Source organism: Pleionea sp. CnH1-48, assembly GCF_024124665.1.
Taxonomy (GTDB): domain Bacteria; phylum Pseudomonadota; class Gammaproteobacteria; order Enterobacterales; family Kangiellaceae; genus JAMXSB01.
In genome coordinates, this window is sequence record NZ_JAMXSB010000008.1 from 268,686 (window position 1) to 286,319 (window position 17,634).

A 17,634-nucleotide genomic window follows, 5' to 3' on the forward strand; every position below is an offset into this window, starting at 1 on the left:
CCTTTTGCTCCAACAAGAATGAAAGACACAAGCAATCCGGTGTTTTCTCTACAGTTACACTAACGATGAGTCCCTCTCAATAGCTTACGTCTTATCATTCGTTTTGTCGAAAATAAAGCGGTTCAAAATCCAGATAATGGCTCTGTCCATCAGAGCAACCTCTAATACTTTTAATAGAATAGCCTTTGGTAGCAGCAAGTTAGCTGCAATACAGGGTCGTCTTTCAAGACATTGGGAGACCATGCCATCTTTCAAACGACATGGGAGTTGGCAGTACGCACTTGGTCTAATCCTTTAATGCGCCTAAGCTCAAGTGCTCCCCTTGCCTACAATTTAAAAATACTTTAGATATAAGGTCGACGATGCTCCAAAAGTCTTTTATTCTCTCCGAGAGGCTCAACTTCAGGCGCTATGAATTTAATATTTGGCTTAACGGATTCAGGGGGAAACAATCATGTTGATCCAACAAGACAGTGGTGATCACAGTGTCCATATTAAACGTTTTGAAGATGGGTGCTTACACATCAATGACAGAACTTACCAGCAACCGCTTGTGGTGACCCCAAACGCTGTCTATACAGACTGGTTAACAGAGACATTTTTGCAACTTGATGCGAAAAGCTTAGAGAAGGTCGTCGCGCTTGAACCCGATGTGATATTAGCCGGGACGGGTAGTAAGCAACAGTTATTGCCGATGAGCCTTGAGCCTTTTTGCGCTCAATATCAGCTGGCTATAGATACGATGACAACAGCAGCCGCATGCCGCACTTTTGCCATATTAGCAGCAGAGCAACGTAAAGTGGTTGCTCTGCTTTTTCCGAACTGAAGCAGGTAAAATTATCCCTGCTTATTTTGCTCTAACGCATTCAATAATTTTTCAGGCTCAAGAAAACCGCTAATCAGAAAACCATCTTCCGAAATGATCGCAGGTGTTCCAGTAAGACCAAGCTGACGCGTCAAGTGATATTGATCAGATACCGGATTGGTACACTCTTTAGGATCAAACTTATTGCTCAATTTAGCATCGTCCATGGCACTGGCTTTGTCGTCCGCACACCAGATAGAAACCAGCTTATTGTATGCAGAAGAGCCAACACCTGCGCGCGGGAATGCTAAGTAACGCACGGTAATACCACGACTCAAATAGCCGTCCATTTCTTGGTGTAATTTACGGCAGTAAGGGCAATCAACATCGGTAAAGATATTGACGACGTATTTTTCTTCTGGTGCTTTAAACACCACCATGTTGGATTCTTCAACGCCAGCAAGAAGCTTAGCACGCTCAGGCTCTCGCTCTTTTTCAATTTGGGCTTGAGTAGCACGAGACAAATTCACTAACTTGCCTTCTTCAACGGCCAGAAGAGGACCTGGGAATAAGTATTTATAGTCGTCACTGATGTAAATCAGCTGACTCTGAACTGCAACCACATAAAAACCAGGCATGTTGCTTGGCATTATCTTGGAGATAGGAGCAGGCCCTAGGTGGGTCGTGATAGCCTGACGAATCTCAGCATCTACTTTTGCGGAAACTCCGGTATCCGTAGAGGTTGCTGGAGCAGGTTGAGATTTTTCTACGCTGGCCTGTTTGATGTCAGCCTTTGCCACATCATTTGTCGCCTCACTGCAGGCAACCATCAGGCAAGCGCCAGCACTTAGCCCAATGTATTTTGTTAACTGTGATATCTTCATGTTTTAACAACTCTAATTGCTATATTTATGCGTTCTACATAGTAAGCCAAGACTAACATATTCTTTTGGTAATTACGCTGCAATTTTACCCTCTTGGGTGATGCTGCTGATGCAAATTTTTTAGTCTTTCTTTGGCTATATGGGTATAGATTTGCGTGGTCGATAAATCAGAGTGGCCTAGCAGCAACTGCAAGGTTCTCAAATCGGCTCCATTATTCAGCAAATGCGTTGCAAATGCGTGACGCAAGGTGTGCGGAGACAATGAGGTCGAAATCCCTGATAATTGGGCATAGTGTTTCACCCGATGCCAAAAGGTTTGGCGAGTCATCTTCTTTCCACGTGAACTCAAAAATACCACATCGCTTCCTTGCTCTGGTAAAAAATCAGGACGAGATGCCGATAAATAACGCTCAACTGCTTCAAGCGCCTGCTCACCAATTGGAACCAATCTTTCTTTATCACCCTTACCAATGATACGCACAACCCCCTGCCGCAGGCTCATTTGGCTCATCTCTAAGTTAACCAGCTCAGAGACCCGTAATCCACTACTGTACATGAGCTCAAGCATTGCAAGGTCTCGACACCCCATAATGGTTTCGGCATCAGGACTGTTGAGTAAAAGCTCAGTCTCTGATTCACTCAACACTTTAGGTAAAGGACGTTCCAGCTTGGGTGACTCGATCATGAGCGTGGGATCTTCATCGAGCTGGTTTTCTTGCACATAAAACTGATAAAACCGCCTTACCGTGGATAAGTAGCGAGCGGTGGAACGTGGGCTAAATCCCTTTTGATAACGCCGTTGCAGGTATCTTTGAATATCGGCGGACGACGCCTTCAATAAATCAGAAGAGCTGCTTTTTTCTAACCATTGAGCAAACTTAACCAAATCGCTTCGATAGCTACTCAATGTATTATCACTCAGTCCCTGTTCCATCCATAAGTGATCTAAAAAACGCTCAATTAACTGCATGTGGCTACCAGCTGCGCTTCCCAGTTTAACAACCACTGTTTGTTTTCGATAAGTATGCCGCTTGTCTGCCCAGCAAACCCACCGATACCCGAAGCACTGACAATACGATGACAAGGCACAATCACGGGTACAGGATTGCGTCGGCAGGCACCGCCAATTGCCCGAGCTGATGACTGCAATTGATCTGAAAGCGCACCATAAGTCATAACACTGCCCAAAGGTATTTGAGTGAGCGCTTGCCACACTCGCTGTTGGTACTCGGTACCCGCTAACGTATAAGGCAAATCAAAGTGATTTAAACGTCCATCAAAATAGGCCTGAATCTGATTCTCAGTTTCTTTTCTTAGAGCACTGGTTTTGTCCAGTACTTCACCCTCAAAGTTAAACTCAACTTTAGTAATTGAATCATCCTCTACAACAAACCCCAACGCTCCAATAGGAGTGTTGCAAACAAAGGTGGCAATCATAACGCTCCTCTACAATGATCCAACGAAGACAACAGGCTTTTGCATTGCAATATGTCTAAAACTCAATAAGTTACGTCATCCTAACATATTTGGAACTCATCTCGTCAGCACCTCCAACGAGAGAAGCCCGCTGATTGCGTTCTGGCATGAAGCCCCAAATACACGCATTGAGTGTAATATTACCAATCAGTTGGTTAATTAATTACCTATATTAGAGGCCGCTTACATTGATATTCTTAGTCCCGTTACTAGAGAAACCTAGTGCTGGCTTAGTGTTCTGCTGAGCTTTAGGTCGAACTTGTGTGTTGCTTTGGTTATTACGTTTTGGCACGACTTAGTGCTAAACCTAAGCTTTTATAAGCCTGATTATTCAGGCTTTTTTTTATTTTTACGCCCTATTTTCCTCACATTATTCCTTCCGCCTGCTTTTTCGGCACATTTACTGATTTCAGCTAATATCGTCTACACTAATTAGAAAGGCAAACATTGTGCTATGGCATAGCCAACTGAACTCCAAACCTATCTCACATCATGCAGTTAGCCAATTTCGACTGGAGTTTTTTTGAGCAAAACCAATCAATTGGGGAAGCAAAATAATGCAAACTTTGAACGTGGCGGTTATTGACGATGCCACCATGATCCGTGACCTGGTAAAAAAGTTTATTCGACAGAATTTCCCACAAGCCAAAATTTTTGATGCCAGCAATGGCCAACAAGGTAAAACCCTTTTAAAAACCCACCCTATCAACTTGATTCTCTGTGATTGGGAAATGCCAGGAATGAATGGCGAAGAATTACTGGTATGGACACGTCAGCAAGACAATTTTAAAAATACACCGTTTATCATGGTGACCAGTCGCGGTGACAAAGAGTTTGTGGTCAAAGCGATTGAGTCAGGTGTCAGCGATTATCTGGTAAAGCCTTTTAACAATAAGCAATTTCTGGAAAAAATTCATAAAGCGCTCAAACGCCACGGTATGAAAGTCCCCGAATCAGCAACCGTTGCAAAACCTATGACAGGACGAGGCGGCGACTCTTTGGCTGTATTAACTGCGGGAAGCAGCAAGCCTTCATCCCCAGCTCCGGCAAAGAAGAAACCTTCAGGCCCGCTGCCTAAGGGTGTCGCTTCGTTACGAACTTCTGAGGGTGAAGTAAAGTGCGCTCTCAAAAAGTTAGACTTAACCAGTATGTTGGGCGTTTTTAAGTACTCAGACTACATGCCAGAACTGTTAAGTCAGGTATCAATGGATTTAGAATTTACGCGGGGTGAAGAGAAAAAAGTTTTACGTATGAACGGCTTTATTCAGTCTATGAGTGCGACAAACAATCAGGCTGATTGTGAATTCATACAAACTAAAGTGATCTTTATGGATGAAGATGCAGAGAAACGAGCGCTTATTTCGGAATATGTCGGGCAATTTAATTAGGCCCATTGCTCTAAGCGTATGAACAACGAGCCTTACCCTTACTATCAGATTTTGAAACGACCAAAAACCTAATCGATGTTAGAGATCGGAAAGCTAAAGATAGGCGTGGCAAATTTATCGGTTCTCACTCTTGCCAGGATCTTACCTTTTCGAGTCACTTCTTGGGTATCCGCATCCTTAATGTAATATAAACATTCAGAAATCCCGTGATACATATCTACAGCTAATATATCAATTCGGCTAGCTTGTGATGTATCCGAAAGATTCACAATAGGAATAGACAACCCATAAGTGTCATTATCAGTACCTAAAGAGGTAAAGAATACATCAACTTCACTCTCTGCATCTTCTTTTTGCTCAACGAAGTCGATCTGAAAGCGACGAGCCAAGTCAAGCTTGATCATTTGATCTGCGTAACTGAGAGTTTGGTTAGCAACGATAAAGTGGCTGCGTAACAAAACTTTCTTTCCGGCTAAACCAGCAAAATCTTCGGCTGGTAATTGAGCCACTAACTTATCGATACTGTAAGTAACCAGACGCTGCTCGGTAGAGCCAACATAAGTACCGCCGACTTGGCGTGTGGTACATGCTGTCAGCATTAATAATCCCACAAACAATAATAAAATCCGCATATTTTTAGTCCGTATATCGTTTTTTATTTTTTAATAAAAATGTTTTAACTCATTTTTATAATAAAGCAATGATGGATTTTGAAGCAAAAAAAAAGCGTCATAATGACGCTTTTTTTAAACCTGAACGGTTTATATTACTTGTCTAACTTCTCTTTGATACGCGCTGACTTACCAGAACGCTCACGCAAGTAATACAATTTCGCTTTGTTAACATCACCACGACGCTTAACTGTGATGCTGTCGATCAGAGGGCTATAAGTTTGGAAAGCACGCTCAACACCAACACCTGAAGAAATTTTACGAACGGTGAATGAAGAATTCAATCCACGGTTACGCTTAGCAATTACAACACCTTCAAATGCTTGAAGACGCTCACGGTCGCCGTCTTTTACTTTAACCTGAATAACCAAAGTGTCACCCGCACCAAAAGTAGGGCTCTCTTTGCTCATTTGTTCTTTTTCCAGTTCAGCGATGATCTTGCTCATGGCCCACTCCTGATAACAAATTGAAAATTAAAAAAACAATAGGTATTACAAAATACCCTTAATTCTGTTCTCGTTGGAATTCATCAAGCAAACGTTGTTGCTCTTCGGTTAACTCCAACTGGCTGAGCATGTCGGGACGCCTTAACCAGGTTCGTCCGAGTGACTGCTTTAAGCGCCACCGGCGTATTAACTCGTGATTACCACTCATCAACACTTCCGGTACTGACTCGCCTTCGAATACTTCGGGGCGAGTATAATGCGGATGGTCTAACAAACCCTCTGCAAACGAATCTTCTACGGCTGAATCTTTATGACCCAACACATCTGGCTCTAATCGAATGATACCATCCATCAAAGCCATGGCAGCAATTTCACCACCACTTAAGACAAAATCGGCCAGTGATACTTCTTCGTCAACTTCTCGTTGAATCACTCGCTCATCGACACCTTCATATCGACCAGCTACAAAAACCAGATTTTGGCGCTGTTTTAACTCTTCAATGACCTGCTGTGAAGCGGGTCGCCCTTGAGGCGAGAGATAAACAACATGAGCATCATTACCAACTTGAGACTTAGCGGCTTGTATGGCCTTAGATAAAGGCTCAGCCAGCATCAACATACCAGGTCCACCACCATAAGGTCGGTCATCAACGGTTCGATGCTTATCTTGTGTGAAGTCTCGTGGATTCACAAAACTCACATCAACCAAACCGCGGCGAATCGCTCGACCAGTCACCCCATACTCGGTGATAGCCTGAAACATCTCAGGAAACAGCGTTACCAGTGCAAAATGCACAACGCACTCCCTTCACTCAAGTTAAAAATCGGCATCCCACTCTACAGCGATTTGCCTTTCTTTAGCATTAACATGAACAATCACGTCGGGGATAAAAGGAACCATTCGTTCTTTTCGATCTTTCCCCGTTGCCTGCTCTGATGTCTCTTTAATGACTAATACGTCATTTGAGCCTGTTTCAATCAAGTGAGTAACGGTGCCGAACTGAACACCCTCTTGATTGATCACTGACATGCCTTCAAGATCACGCCAGTAAAACTCATCATCTTGTAACTCTGGAAGCTGACTTTCGTAAACACCGATAGTCACACCCGACAAACCTTCTGCCAGATTACGATCACTCACCCCTTCCAGCTGCGCCGCAATGGTCTTGCCCTGCTGACGCCCGTTGAGGACTTTAACCGTCCTCCATTGCCCATCCTGCTTTAACAACCAAGACGAGTAGTTCAAGATGTTTAGGCGCGGTTCTGAATAAGAAAAAATTTTTACCCAGCCTTTAACGCCAAAAGCCGAAGTAATTTTGCCCAGTTTGACAATTTCTTCGGCCATAGTAAGCAATAAACCAGACTAAATTAAGCGGCAGCTTGCTTACGGAAAGTCTTAAGTAACTGAGCAACACGGTCAGTTGGCTGTGCGCCTTGACCTACCCAGTATTCAATACGCTCGATATCTAGACGTAATGATTCTTCCTGACCTTTAGCAACAGGGTTGAAGAAACCTAAACGCTCGATGAAACGACCGTCACGCTTGCTTTTTTTGTCAGCTACTACTACTTGATAAAATGGTCGCTTTTTAGAACCACCGCGAGCCAAACGAATGGCGATCATCGTCGCTACTCCTCTTACAATATTTGCTTGCCCAAAGAGGCAAGAGTTAAATTCTTTCTTACAGGCGCAAAAATGGCCCTAAAAACAAAGGACGCGCATTTTAGCGCCAAAATGAGCTTTTGGAAACCTTTTTCATAAGAAAATACGATCAGTATTTGCTCATGAGCAGGAAGTGGCCGTTTTTTTGCCTATATCAGCCTATTAGTTAGTAATAACTAACGCATTCCTCCGCCCATTGGCGGAAAACCACCACCAGGAGGCATCATCCCTTTCATACCGCGCATCATTTTCATCATGCCGCCTTTGCCACTCATCTTCTTCATCATTTTTTGCATCTGCTTAAACTGCTTAAGCAAACGATTGATATCTTGAATCTCGGTACCTGAGCCCATAGCGATACGGCGCTTTCTAGAGCCTTTAATCAAGTCTGGGTGTCTGCGCTCATGAGGTGTCATGGAGTTAATAATAGCCTCCATACGCACGGTGCTCTTGTCATTCATAATCTGCGCTTTCGCTGAGTCAGGGATCTGCCCCATGCCAGGCAGTTTATCCATCATCCCAGCAATACCACCCATGCTTTTCATCTGTACCAGTTGCTCGCGGAAATCTTCCAAATCAAAGTTTTTGCCTTTGATAACCTTGCGAGCCAGTTTTTCGGCCTTTTTCTTATCGACCTTACGCTCAACTTCTTCAATAAGAGAGAGTACATCCCCCATGCCCAAGATACGCGAAGCTACACGATCGGGATAAAACGGCTCCAGAGCATCGAGCTTTTCGCCAATCCCCATGAATTTAATCGGCTTACCCGTAATATGACGAATCGATAACGCAGCACCACCACGAGCATCACCGTCAGCCTTGGTCAGTATAACCCCAGTCAATGGTAATGCATCATTAAAGGCTTTAGCCGTATTGGCGGCATCTTGACCCGTCATACTGTCTACCACAAACAGAGTTTCGACAGGCTCGATGGCTGCATGCAGCTCTTTAATCTCGCTCATCATCTCTTCGTCAACCGCCAGACGACCCGCGGTATCGACGATAATAACGTCAGCAAAGCTCTTTTTGGCCTGCTCAATAGCTGCATTAGCAATTTCGATGGGCTTCTGATCAGCAGAACTTGGGAAGAACTCAACCCCGACCTGTCCGGCAACGGTTTCTAGCTGTTTAATAGCAGCAGGACGGTATACGTCGGCACTGACAACCATGACCGACTTTTTCTCGCGCTCTTTAAGATAACGAGCCAGTTTACCAGTACTGGTGGTTTTACCCGCACCCTGCAAACCCGCCATCAAGATAATCGCAGGCGGCTGAGCCGACAGGTTCAAGGCATCATTAGCCTCACCCATCGCATGAACCAGTTCGTCGTTAACGACTTTGATGAAAGCTTGGCCAGGCGATAGGCTTGTGGAAACTTCCTGTCCCAGGGCACGTTCTTTAACACGTGCCACAAAGTCTTTGACAACGGGCAGTGCAACGTCGGCTTCAAGTAGTGCCATACGCACTTCTCGTAGGGTCTCTTTGATATTATCTTCGGTAATACGTCCTTTACCGCTGATGTTTTTTACGGCCCGATTAAGACGTTCGCTGAGGTTGTCAAACATAAGAAAGGAACTCTCTATTGTATTCAGTGTTAGTGAAATAATAACTTGTCATAATAGGGGCAAAGTTTAATACTTTAAAGCCCGGCATTGACTAACGGCACACTAACTACTCAATTTGGTAGCTGGCAACGTTTCTAAAAGCCTATTTTAAACAAGTCAATCATTGATGATACATTGCAAAGGTCGGTATTATAGACCTAAAGCATTAGTAGACAAAAATATAAACCAGCTCAGCGAGGGAAATCTTTGAATCTGGCACTGATAAGTGGAATGACCGCCGCACTCAGCTTTGGCGCAATAGGTCTTTTTATCGTCAAGCAGCTAAAAGCCCGTCATCCTATCAACCGAAGTTTCTACCTGTGGTGTCTTGTTCCGTTGTTGGCTCAGGGTTTCTTGCTGTATCGATTAATTGACGCAAGCGATGGTCAAAACTTAAGCATCTTCAATATGCTGTCCATGACAACCTGGTTAGCCATGATGGTGATTATTTACCATGCTCTACGACGCGAATCCCCACTGATTGTTGCCCTGATGGCCTTTGTTTGTGCCATAGCCAGCGTTTTACCTTTCGTTACCGAGAGCCAGGACATCTGGTATTTAAAAAGTCAGTGGGCAAGCCTTACCCATATATTCTCGGCCATAGCAGCAACAGGGTTTATGCTTCTCGCCACTATTCAAGCATCTATGCTGGCCTATGCCGATCACAGCCTGCGCAAACACCCCACGCAAATTCCAGCCTATTTCCCGCCGATTCAAAGTCTGGAGTCTCTACTATTTAAATTACTCGTGGTTGGTTTTGTATTAATGAGTGTGTCTTTACTGACAGCATTCACGTTTTTGGCAGACGAAATGGCTAGCCAGCCCTTACATAAGCGTTTGTTATCTATTATGGCCTGGTTAACCTTCGCAGGGCTGCTTCTTGGTCATAAAATAAGAGGCTGGCGTGGTGTGGTGGCTGCCAAGTGGACGATCAGTGGATTTATTTTGCTATGTTTAGGTTACTTTGGCAGTAAATTAGTTTTAGAATTGATACTTAGCCCTGCTTAATCAGGGAATTTTGTTTAGCAGCATGAGGCTCGAATTTCTTTGGACGACATATCAACAACCAGCTTAAGCATTAGTCTGGTTGGTTTAATCTTCCTATCCGCTTTTTTCTCCAGCTCCGAAACCGGCATGATGTCCCTGAACCGATACAGGCTCAAGCATCTCGAAAAAAATAACCATCGTTCTGCCAAAATTGTGAGCAAGCTCCTAAAACGCCCCGATCGATTACTTGGACTCATCTTGATCGGCAACAATCTGGTCAATATCCTCGCTACATTGATCTCGGCCGCCGTCGCGGAGCGTTTATTTGGAGAGTGGGGTCTTGCGGTTGTACCAGCAGTACTGACCATCGTATTTTTATTGTTTGCAGAAGTCACCCCAAAAACACTGGCGGCCGTTTATCCAGAGCGAATTGCGTTTCCAGCGTCTTACATACTCTATACCTTACTTAAGTTGATTCTGCCGATTGTGATGCTGGTTAACTTTATGTGTAACGGTATTCTGCGCCTATTTGGTGTTCACCCCGAAGATTCCAGCGATGATCATTTGAGTTCAGACGAATTACGAACCGTGGTAGACGAAGCTGGCAACCTCATTCCCAAACGTCACCAGACCATGTTGCTGAGTATTCTGGATCTAGAAAAAGCATCTGTAGAAGATATTATGATCCCGCGCAATGAGATTATTGGAATTGATTTAAGCGATGATCTTGAAGATATCTTAAAACTACTTTGTAACTCACAACACACTCGCTTGCCGGTTTATGATGAAAGCATTGATGAAGTGAAAGGATTGCTCCATGCCCGACATATCATCAACCTATTAAATCGTGAACGTGAAGAAGTTACCAAAGAAACCATCCTGGAATACATTACTCCTGTTTATTACATTCCAGAAGGCACTCCACTTAATACTCAGCTGCTAAAGTTCCAACGCAATAAGCAACGTATTGGCATGGTGGTCGATGAATATGGCGAGATTCAAGGATTGGTTACCATTGATGACATTCTTGAAGAAATCGTTGGTGAGTTCACCACTGACTTTGCCGCAACCACCAATAGAGACATTCACCCTCAGGATGATGGCAGCTACCTTATTGATGGAACCGTTACCATCAGAGAATTAAATAGAGCTTTGGATCTCGATTTTCCTACCGATGGTCCCAAAACTCTGAACGGCTTGATCATTGAATATATGGAATCTATTCCACAGTCAGGAACAGGATTACGAATTTCTGGTTATCCGATGGAAATACTTCATATCAAAGACAATATCGTCAAAAGCATTAAGCTCTGGCCCAAGTTAAGGGACGATGACAGTCAATAAAAAAGCGCCATTTTGGCGCTTTTTTATTTCTGTTCCTGGCACTTTTATAAATAAACGATGGCACTGATAATTATCCAACAAGCCATCATTATCTTAAGCCGTTTAGCCCCCAAAAGAACAGCAACACGCCGAGCAATAGCACCACCTATCATTGCCGCAGGAGCAGCAAACAACAAGATATTATAGTTGATAACATCACCGAGATTGGCATGATAAATCACTCCCGTCAAAACACTGATGGATGAGACACACACTGCCGCAGCAACGGCAATATGGACTCGATAGCCTAATCTTAATAAAACAATGGCCAATATTTCTCCAATACCAATAGACAACCAGGCAGTGATAGCACCTCCGGCAACAGAAATAAAAAACAAAACAACCTTTTCATTATGGCTAAGTCCAGTCTGTCGACCTAAGCCCTCTTCCTTGTAGCGTAACGTACGATATAAAACAGCAAATCCAACAAACAGTGAAAAAACCGAGAACAACACATGAATATTAAATGGCGCACTCGGTATGAACTGCTGGGCCAAAACAAGCCCGATAATTGAGCCTAAACTACTGACAAAAAGAATCCCACTAAATCCATGCCATCGACTCTGACGACTCTCCCACTCGCTGCGAGAAAAATTCAGCCAGGCCAAGGCACCCGATGTCATACCAAAACATTGAATAGCAAAGCTAGTAGCAAGTGCTTGCTGAGGCGTCACTCCCAAAGCCATGAAGGCAGGTAAAAAGATAATGCCACCACCCGCTCCGGTTGAGTTTGCAACCGTTGCCGCCAGTAAACCAATAAAAAAGAAATGCCCATATTCAGTGACTTTCTGGCTTAAGGCAGGAAGGTCACTCTCAACTCCCACACATAATAAGTACAACAGAATGACACTTAAACAGTAGAAGCCAAAACGGATTTCTGGGCGTCCAAGTACTAACATAAATCTACGTATCTCTAAAATAAACCAGACCAATTAAAAAACATAGTAAGCGGCAAAACGTAACTGATCTTCATAAGGTGTTAAGCCAAACTCACAATACTCACATCCCGAAAAAGCTTCATATTCAATCCGACTGGAAAAACGCTGAGTCCAGTTTTGAAACAACTCGACGCGCCAAAAATAACTATCATCATCCAGATTAAACTGATTGCTGACACGAAATTGAAAAAACTGATCAACTTGAGTATTACTCAGCATAAGGAAGGCATAGCGCTGTCTCAGCTGACCATTACTCAAGATGTTATTTGCTGAAAATAAAGAACGGAGAGACATAGGTACATCCACTCCGTTCAAATAGTTATCACGGGCTAGTTGAGTTTCGTTAACAAGACTTTGCCACTCTTGGCTATCGTATCCATGCTCGTTATGAAGATATTCGGCGACAAAACTCCATTGGTTCGAGAAGCTATAATTCATGCCCACAACGGCTTTGTGATAGCCTTCATTCTGAACCTCATCAGATAGTGTAGAAAGCGGCAGCTCTCTTTGTTTTTGATAAGACCATTCTGCTCGTAAAGTGGTAACCTCCCCTAATAGATGACTCCATGTAAGGGCTGAGTTTATTTCCCCTTCTTCTACTTTGTGTAGAATAAGTGACAAATCTATCGGCGCTTCTATCGACCAACGAACAGCTCCCTGAAAGTCTCCCTCAATGGACTCTGGAGCCTTCGCTACCCAAAAAGATAAAGAGGTTCCATCAAATTGGCGCTGAACTTCAATCAGATCCCAACCTTTCAATTGTTTAAGGTTATCCACATCACTGCTAGGTCGGTCAAAATAAGGCTGCATCAGGTTAGCAGGAGACCAATTAAACCCATTACCCCATTGAAGCTTCTTGCGTCCAACGGTTAACCACCAGCTATTATCGTCAGAATGGGTTTCTATATAACCTTCTAACAAAGTATCTTGACTCTCTGAACGGCGATTCAAACTGAATTGGCCATGCTCAGTGACAGCACGAAAATACCCTTTTATACGGCTTGATATTTCTGATTCTAACTGAACATCCAGAGCATACTTACGTTCACGTTCAGAAAAATCAATCAAACCAGGATTAAACAAAGTTGAGCGAACTTCCTGCCGCTGCCAATAAGCGAATAAATTGGCTTGAAAATCAACGGCTTTATTTTCTTCTTCCAACCGAAAATCCGGTGCAGCAAAAGGATCATCAAATTCTTGTGCTACCAGATACGAAGGTAGCAAAGCTAAACATAGGGCGAATCTCATCTAGCTTATAACCTTGTTAATGACTCTTTCTGAAAAATATTTTCATTCAAACTCTGCTCTTGATAATTATCGAACATCATCCAGGTGTAGCGCCCCTCCTGAATGGGATCGACCAACAATAACTTATGTAACTTCTCTTCGCCTTCAAAGGACTTAAACTCTTTATAAAAAGCCGTTTTTATCAATTTACCACTGAGTGAATAAAACTCACTTTTCACAGGTCGATAAGGCGCATCCTTTTCAACGCGAAACTTAACTTGATAGTAGAGCGACTTCTTATCTTTAGCCGTTAACAGAAGTTCGACTTCTTTATCATTTTCTGCTGGTCCAAGAACTTTAGCACTATAGTCCTGATGAAGTTTAATCCCTACCACATCCCCATTACTTGTCTCGCCTAACAAACGCTGTGCAGGAGCAACGCGAATGACTCTGCGAGTACCAGGAATGTGTAACCACATATCCTTTCCCTCTTTAAGCATTGCCCGACCTTTTTCTCTGGCTGGAGACAAAAACTTCACTAAGGACTTATCATCAAGCACTTTCACTTGCAGCTGATTCTGCCGAGGTTCTTTGTCGGGTCGATAGCTGATATTAACTACGCTAAAAGAGAAGCCTTTGTCTTGATAACCGCGAAATCCATCAATATGCTTAACGAACTCGTCTGCGCTCATCTCTGCTGCTATATAACCACTCATCACGGTTAGCAACACGGGTAAAACATATTTCATATCAACTCCTAAGCAAACCGTAAAGCATTTGTTATTTGCAACCGGGATGCTTTAATAGCCGGATACAAACTTGATAATAAGGCAATTGCTACGCCTAATAGCAACGTCTCTAGCAAAACCTCTGTTTCGATAAAGACTCGAATAGGAAAATCCTGACTGCTACCAGGAGGCGTAGGCATCATCCATCCAGACAAAGTAATAAGGTGAGCAGATAAAGCACCAACAAGAACACCGGCAATACTGCCCAAGACTCCTAGATAAAGAGCCTCTAACAAAAATAAATGAATCACTTCTCCTGGCGTTCCGCCCATCGCTCGGATAGTACCGATCTCTCGAGTACGCTCCATTACAGCCATCAACATCGTATTGGAAATGCTAAGAGCAACAATAAATAGAACGATGATCTTGATAAAACCAAAAACACCATTAAATAAATTCACTACTTCATGATAATACCCAGCCAGATCAGACCAGGATTTCATTTCCAATTTCAAGCCTGCCTCATTAAAAGCAACTTCGAGCTCCGCTATCATTGAATCAGTTAACTCTGTATCCTCAAGCAGCACAACAACACGAGTCACTTTATCGGTGTACATGAGCTGTTGAACCAAAGCAAGGTTCGCCCTTACCAGACGGCTATCGACATCACGGATCCCAGTCGATATTACACCAGTGACCTGAATATCAGTTGCGTTAATAGCACCATCTGCGGTCGACGAGAGCAAGGTTAAGTATTCTCCCGTGTTAGTATCTAAAGAGCCAAACAACCCCTCACCTAACAGCGCACCGCTTTCATCTTCCTCAAACAGATCTTCGCCTTTTTTCAACGAAATAGCAGAGCTCAGCAAGGCTTCGTTTTCGGCTAATACGCCTTCGCCCAACACGGCGACAGAGTTTTTGCCATCGCTGATCAAGCCAGAAAAATTCAACCTTGCAGTAGTTAAAAGAATGCCAGGAGTAGAGTTTAGAATTTCTGTTGCTTTGTCGAGCTGTTGTTTAGAAATTAAATATTTTTCTGGCTCACTTTGTCCAAACTGGTTATAACCTTTGGCATAAATTTGAATGTGGCCGAGTTGCGAGCGAATAAGGTTCTCGCGCATGCCTTCATACATAGAAGCCACGAACCCGCCAAATACGACGAGGCTGACGCAACCAAAAACAATCGCTGTTAACGTAATAAGGCTACGGCGATAATTACGGAAAACATTCAGTAAAGCAATTTTATAACTCAATAGCACAACTATATCTCCGCAAGCTTTTGTTTCGCTCGCTCAGACCATGGCTGAATATCATTCGCTTGGACTTTCAACAACAGCTCTTTTGCCTGATCAAGCTGGTTGTTCTTTGAGTAAGCCGTTGCCAGATAAAAGTCAATAAACGCATTGAAGCCATTGGCCTGCTTAACAGGGTAGTGTTTCTTAACGAACTCAAGATCTTCAACGGCCAGATGAGCTCTATTTAGAAAGGCAGGCATAGCAGCACTTGAGACACCTCGTTGCATTCTGACACCAACATGGTTGGGTGCTTTTTTTACAGCATAATCCATTAAGCGAGTGCCTTTGCGCGAATAGATCGCCATCTTGGCATAATTATTTAAATGAAAAATGGTCATGAAAGAGGTGATTGAACCCAACGCAGCTTTAACCTCCATGTCCTCCTTGTGTTTCTGTGCGAAACTTTTGGCTTCATCATAAACCATCTGAGCCTGCTCTAATTTAACATCTGGATTTGCTGTGACGAGAGCAATTTTGGTTAGCAAAACTTTCTTTTCGAGTGGATAATCCACATGACCTTGCTGCTTGCCCTGTGAAAACGAGTCGACCAAAGCAAGCTGCTCTTTCTCACTCTGAGGAATCAGAGTAGGAGCGGTAATATCCTGAGCAATCACAGAAGCACATAAAGTAAGAATGATACAAAGAAGGATAACTTTCATTATGACACCTCTAGTTCGTTTTCATGAGTATCGGAGGCAAACTGACTTGCCGATGTATTGGGCCGCTGAAGGTCACTGATAATACGACCATCTTTCATTTCAATGATTCGGCTGGCAAGACTCATAACATAGTCATGATGAGTCGCGATAATAAAAGTGATATCACTTTGTTTATTAAGTTCTTCCATCAATAACATAATGTTGGCGGAAGTTTCAGAGTCTAAATTCGCCGTCGGCTCATCCGCCAAAATAATATTAGGCTGGGTAACGATGGCTCGAGCTATTGCCACCCGTTGCATTTGCCCACCGCTTAACTGCCCTGGTCTATGGGCCGCAAATGCTTTGAGCCCCACTTTATCCAAAGCGTCCATCGCACGCTCCTTAGCATCTTTTGCTCGGCTAAGAGAAAGTGGATAAACGACGTTTTCTACCGCGGTTAAAACCGGAATCAAATTAAAAGCCTGAAAAATAAAACCAATTTGGTCTCTACGTAAATGAGAACGACGGCGTTCGTTTAGCTGGTTGAGCTCAACTCCATCAATAGCCAGACTTCCCTTGCAAGGTTCATCCATTGCACCAAGAATATTGAGCAAAGTACTTTTACCACTACCACTTGCCCCTTTGATAACAACGAACTCACCTTTATCAATACTAAAACTGACGTTATCTAACGCAGTCACCTGGTTTTCACCCAGCGAATAGTATTTACATAATGAATCAGCAACAACCAGCATATAAACCTCTAGCTTTTACCTAGCTCGCGTGTAAGCTTCTGACATTCCGTTAATGAAAGATCAGGACATCCACCAATAGGCTCTAACTTATTTAAGTAGTCTTTCGAACGAACCAGAGCACTTTGCTCACCACTATCGGCCTTTACTTTATAGGCATTGGCCAGGGCAACATAAACGCTTTGATACACTTCATTAGGCAGCTGAACATTGCTTCCAGTCAAATGTTCCATGACCCATTGTTCATCCTCAAAGACTTTATCAAAGTCGCTATTAATATCTCCAAGGAAGCCAAAAGTAATTAAACGACTGATGCGAACAAACATATCTTGAGGAGCAAGCTCGACGGCCTTATTGAGTCCATCAATGGCATCTTGAAGCTTATTTAACTTGTAGATCCCCATCGAAAAGTCCATCATCGCCCCAGCTTTTTTCGATTGATTTGCACTATAAAATGCAAGAACAAGAGGGTCTTCAGGCTGCAAAGTCAAAGCTCGGCTCAGCACTGCGTCAGCTTCATCGAGATGGTTGTGGTTAGAATACAAAGAACCCAACCATGCCATCGCATCAACGTCATCAGGTTCTACTGACAATACACCATCCAACTCGGTCTTCATTTGCTTATCAGCTTCAGAAAATGGAACAGGAGCAAAATCAATCGGTGCAGCACCCGATAACCAGGCAATGGTATTTCCAATAACAAAACTAATTGCAACAAAAGACAGGATTTTTTTTGCTAACACAGCAGAC

At 43.4% G+C, this 17,634-nt stretch carries 20 protein-coding genes; 4 read left to right on the forward strand and 16 right to left on the reverse strand.

Going from position 1 to position 17,634, the window contains the following annotated elements; all coding sequences use genetic code 11:
- Positions 1 to 454: 454 nt before the first annotated feature.
- A complete protein-coding gene (locus NH399_RS14505) occupies positions 455 to 826 on the forward strand; it encodes an Mth938-like domain-containing protein (protein ID WP_253041271.1) in 372 nt (123 codons plus the stop codon).
- A gap of 11 nt (positions 827 to 837) precedes the next feature.
- Here NH399_RS14505 and NH399_RS14510 read toward each other — a convergent pair whose 3' ends face one another.
- The 3 genes from NH399_RS14510 to NH399_RS14520 all read right to left on the reverse strand — a co-directional run bounded on the left by NH399_RS14510 (position 838) and on the right by NH399_RS14520 (position 3,126).
- Entirely contained in the window at positions 838 to 1,689 is an 852-nt protein-coding gene (locus NH399_RS14510) for a thioredoxin fold domain-containing protein (RefSeq protein WP_253041274.1), read from the reverse strand.
- 85 nt (positions 1,690 to 1,774) lie between these two features.
- A complete protein-coding gene (xerD, locus tag NH399_RS14515; protein WP_253041276.1) occupies positions 1,775 to 2,659 on the reverse strand; it encodes a site-specific tyrosine recombinase XerD in 885 nt (294 codons plus the stop codon).
- Positions 2,650 to 3,126, reverse strand: coding sequence for a methylated-DNA--[protein]-cysteine S-methyltransferase (locus NH399_RS14520; RefSeq protein ID WP_253041278.1), 477 nt, complete (start codon positions 3,124 to 3,126; stop codon positions 2,650 to 2,652). The genes xerD and NH399_RS14520 overlap by 10 nt, the downstream gene beginning before the upstream one ends.
- A gap of 596 nt (positions 3,127 to 3,722) precedes the next feature.
- Between NH399_RS14520 and NH399_RS14525 the strand changes: the two genes are divergently transcribed.
- Positions 3,723 to 4,553 carry a response regulator gene (locus NH399_RS14525; RefSeq protein ID WP_253041280.1) on the forward strand — a complete coding sequence of 277 codons (831 nt, stop codon included), beginning with the start codon at positions 3,723 to 3,725 and terminating at the stop codon, positions 4,551 to 4,553.
- 68 nt (positions 4,554 to 4,621) lie between these two features.
- Here NH399_RS14525 and NH399_RS14530 read toward each other — a convergent pair whose 3' ends face one another.
- From NH399_RS14530 to ffh, 6 genes are all read right to left on the reverse strand, one after another.
- A complete protein-coding gene (locus NH399_RS14530) occupies positions 4,622 to 5,185 on the reverse strand; it encodes a hypothetical protein (protein WP_253041282.1) in 564 nt (187 codons plus the stop codon).
- 134 nt (positions 5,186 to 5,319) lie between these two features.
- Entirely contained in the window at positions 5,320 to 5,670 is a 351-nt protein-coding gene (rplS, locus tag NH399_RS14535) for a 50S ribosomal protein L19 (protein ID WP_253041284.1), read from the reverse strand.
- Between the two features lie 58 nt (positions 5,671 to 5,728).
- Positions 5,729 to 6,466, reverse strand: a complete 738-nt coding sequence (gene trmD / locus NH399_RS14540) for a tRNA (guanosine(37)-N1)-methyltransferase TrmD (protein WP_253041285.1) — start codon at positions 6,464 to 6,466, stop codon at positions 5,729 to 5,731.
- A gap of 21 nt (positions 6,467 to 6,487) precedes the next feature.
- Positions 6,488 to 7,015: a ribosome maturation factor RimM gene (gene rimM / locus NH399_RS14545; protein ID WP_253041286.1), complete on the reverse strand. Its 528-nt coding sequence runs from the start codon at positions 7,013 to 7,015 to the stop codon at positions 6,488 to 6,490.
- 23 nt (positions 7,016 to 7,038) lie between these two features.
- Positions 7,039 to 7,293 (reverse strand): 30S ribosomal protein S16, encoded by a 255-nt coding sequence (gene rpsP / locus NH399_RS14550; RefSeq protein WP_253041287.1) that lies wholly within the window; start codon positions 7,291 to 7,293, stop codon positions 7,039 to 7,041.
- A gap of 215 nt (positions 7,294 to 7,508) precedes the next feature.
- A complete protein-coding gene (gene ffh, locus NH399_RS14555; RefSeq protein ID WP_253041289.1) occupies positions 7,509 to 8,897 on the reverse strand; it encodes a signal recognition particle protein in 1,389 nt (462 codons plus the stop codon).
- Positions 8,898 to 9,143: 246 nt separating this feature from the next.
- On the opposite strand from ffh, the gene NH399_RS14560 reads away from it, so the two are divergent.
- On the forward strand, positions 9,144 to 9,944 hold the full coding sequence (locus NH399_RS14560) for an inner membrane protein YpjD (protein WP_253041291.1): 801 nt from the start codon (positions 9,144 to 9,146) through the stop codon (positions 9,942 to 9,944).
- A gap of 39 nt (positions 9,945 to 9,983) precedes the next feature.
- A complete protein-coding gene (locus NH399_RS14565) occupies positions 9,984 to 11,267 on the forward strand; it encodes an HlyC/CorC family transporter (RefSeq protein WP_253041293.1) in 1,284 nt (427 codons plus the stop codon).
- Positions 11,268 to 11,311: 44 nt separating this feature from the next.
- Here the strand turns inward: NH399_RS14565 and NH399_RS14570 are convergent, their stop codons facing one another.
- Genes NH399_RS14570 through NH399_RS14600 form a run of 7 tightly spaced genes read right to left on the reverse strand, consistent with a single transcriptional unit; the run spans position 11,312 to position 17,627 of the window.
- Positions 11,312 to 12,205 (reverse strand): sulfite exporter TauE/SafE family protein, encoded by an 894-nt coding sequence (locus NH399_RS14570; protein ID WP_253041295.1) that lies wholly within the window; start codon positions 12,203 to 12,205, stop codon positions 11,312 to 11,314.
- A gap of 33 nt (positions 12,206 to 12,238) precedes the next feature.
- Complete coding sequence (locus NH399_RS14575; RefSeq protein ID WP_253041297.1) at positions 12,239 to 13,492, reverse strand: hypothetical protein; 1,254 nt, start codon at positions 13,490 to 13,492, stop codon at positions 12,239 to 12,241.
- A 5-nt stretch (positions 13,493 to 13,497) separates the two neighbouring features.
- Positions 13,498 to 14,220 carry an outer membrane lipoprotein-sorting protein gene (locus NH399_RS14580; protein WP_253041299.1) on the reverse strand — a complete coding sequence of 241 codons (723 nt, stop codon included), beginning with the start codon at positions 14,218 to 14,220 and terminating at the stop codon, positions 13,498 to 13,500.
- Between the two features lie 8 nt (positions 14,221 to 14,228).
- Entirely contained in the window at positions 14,229 to 15,458 is a 1,230-nt protein-coding gene (locus NH399_RS14585; protein ID WP_253041301.1) for an FtsX-like permease family protein, read from the reverse strand.
- Positions 15,459 to 15,460: 2 nt separating this feature from the next.
- A complete protein-coding gene (locus NH399_RS14590; RefSeq protein ID WP_253041303.1) occupies positions 15,461 to 16,153 on the reverse strand; it encodes a hypothetical protein in 693 nt (230 codons plus the stop codon).
- The gene (locus tag NH399_RS14595) at positions 16,153 to 16,887 is read right to left on the reverse strand and encodes an ABC transporter ATP-binding protein (RefSeq protein WP_253041305.1); all 735 of its coding nucleotides are present in this window, start codon (positions 16,885 to 16,887) and stop codon (positions 16,153 to 16,155) included. Before NH399_RS14595 ends, NH399_RS14590 begins: the two co-directional genes overlap by 1 nt.
- An 8-nt stretch (positions 16,888 to 16,895) precedes the next feature.
- Positions 16,896 to 17,627, reverse strand: coding sequence for a tetratricopeptide repeat protein (locus tag NH399_RS14600; protein WP_253041307.1), 732 nt, complete (start codon positions 17,625 to 17,627; stop codon positions 16,896 to 16,898).
- Between the last annotated feature and the right edge of the window lie 7 nt (positions 17,628 to 17,634).